Below are 2,280 nucleotides of genomic sequence, written 5' to 3'. Positions count from 1 at the left end.
CGACTGTTTTCCATATGACGAAGGTCAATGCGATAAACGGGGATCGCTTGTCCTTTAATCATGGCATTCACATTGTCACTTAATTCCACTTCCGTGCTATCAACGAGAAGACGATATTTAAAGATGTCTTTTCCAGAGGCTGCGATAAAGCTATCAATATCCTTTTTACTGATCTGATGATCTGCTTTATAACACTTACATTGAATAGCGACATAACCCTCTTGATTGCGAAGCTTAGCAACCAGATCAATACCAATATCATTTTTATTCCAACCTTCATGCTCTTGCGCCCATTCATAATAGGTTTCTACCTTTTCGTAGCGCCCATAATGGAGAGGGTCTTTTGTCAAATAAGCCATGACAAGGTTTTCAAACATGGTTCCTAATTCACGGGGTGATTTAGCTTTTTGACGATAATATTCCAACAGAGAGCATAAAGTGACGTGTTCATTATCAGACTTATTAAAGTGATGCATATTACAACAGGGCTCCGTTTTCGTATGAGGGGTTTAATTCTCTTCAAAAGAATCAAAACGAAGCTTTTTAAATCCATTTTGAGTAAATGGTGAAAAAAATGCAGAAAAATGCGAAAAAACGGATAAATTTTTTTAAAAGGGGTTTTTAAAGGTTGTTTATCCACACCCTATGACATGGAATGATCAGCAAAGTAGTAAAATTTGCTATTCGTTTCACGGGTTAATCAAGACAAATGCACTATGTGCTTTAAAATATTATAATGATTATTTTGATAGGTTTTATGAAGCACTAAAATAATCACTTTTGTCAGTTCAATTTACTGACACATAACTGACAAGTTTTAATCAATTCGCATCATGGTTATCTTTAAAGATTGTACTCTTGATATGAGTTATGTTTTTAAAATACTAACCTATTGAAATATAATGTTTTTAATTTTTACTCATTAAAAAAATAATATAGGCTCTAAAAGGAACTGACAAAACTCTTCTGTTCAGATCATTTGCTTTTAGAGAAAAGTTACTCGATGAGAAGGGCATTAAATATAATTTATTAGAAAATCAAGACTTTGTTTGCTCGCCAAATTTGGGAGCAAAGGCAGGAAAAAGAGTTTTGCCTATTTGAGTAGAAAGTTTTAAAAGACGTTTTTTATTGTTTTATGCTGTTGTCTTTGACCAAAGGATGCCATTCATAATAGGCACTAGGGTGTCCACTTGTTTGATGTGTTATCAACTTTTTTCGAAGGTGATTTGAACAGCATAAAAGCTCTAAAGCTTGCTTCACAGTTTCCTTGTCTTTTAAAGAACGCCAACATCGTCTATAGATATCCCTTGCTGGTAAAAGCATCGGGCAAATGATCACAACGCTCGACAATTAATTTTGCACTTTCTGCTATTAATGTATCATGCGCTGTATAAAGACGTTTGGCATGACTTAACAGATAACTTGTCCAACGCAACGCTGTTGTGATGGCATAGAGTCCAATTTCTGAACGACCACCGTCAAGAAGTTCAAAAATTAACGCAAGGCTTGCTATGGTCTTAGGCATTTTTAAAAGATGCGCTTGTAAGCTTTCAGAAAGGTTATTCTCTTTGGCTTCTTTAAAAATCTTTTGCATCCATTCACGAAAGATCTCTTGAGCTTCAGCAGAAAAGCGCATCACAAGAGGGTGTTCTGGTGAACCAAGGGGGTTATCATAAAGAGAACGAAATGCCCCTTCATACTTTTGCCACCCCTCTTGATTGGGCGGTCTATCAACCCATTTCCAATCTTTTGTCTCATCGGGCCATACAATCATTTGAAAACGTTGCAATAACCCATCATCGTTTATTCCACTGTGTATGGCTTGAATAAGGGGAATAATGCGTGAAGGTTGAATGCCTCCAATCATGGATAAAGTGACATGGGGGATAAAAATGGTTCCACGCCCAATGCGGTCATAGGTAAATTGATCATCTCCATTAAAAGCTGTTAAATAAAAGGCGCGGTCTGATTGATATTCCTTTCTTTCTAGATTGGCTAAAAAACCAGCCAATTCATCACGCACCATTAAGAGACCACGGGGGTTTTCTTTTAAGAGTTCTCCAAGCTTTTCAACAGTCACATCATTGACAATAAAACGAGAGACATCATCATGCGCATTGTCTTTAGAGAGGGTTTCATATAAAAGAGCACGGGCGATTTCACACTCTCCTTTTCTTATCGCTTTATTGGCTTGCCTTTCCTTTTCTCGTTTGTCTAAAGTTTCAAATCTCTCTTCAATTTCTTGTTTTTCTTTCTGCTTTAACCAGTCTTTATACCATT

1 protein-coding gene and 1 pseudogene are annotated in these 2,280 nt (G+C 36.5%); both read right to left on the bottom strand.

Translation table 11 applies throughout. The annotated features are described in order from the left end of the window. A partial coding sequence (locus ABID23_RS07750) for a restriction endonuclease (RefSeq protein ID WP_354190900.1) occupies positions 1-476 on the bottom strand: 476 nt, incomplete at its 3' end. Positions 477-1,125: 649 nt separating this feature from the next. Beyond that, positions 1,126-2,280 (bottom strand): annotated as a pseudogene (locus ABID23_RS07745) (DUF3987 domain-containing protein); the annotation flags it as partial.

It is taken from the genome of Bartonella silvatica, assembly GCF_040545155.1.
Lineage (GTDB): Bacteria > Pseudomonadota > Alphaproteobacteria > Rhizobiales > Rhizobiaceae > Bartonella > Bartonella silvatica.
The sequence above is the reverse complement of the archived record's forward strand: the minus strand, read 5'-3'. Positions and strand labels throughout refer to the sequence as shown.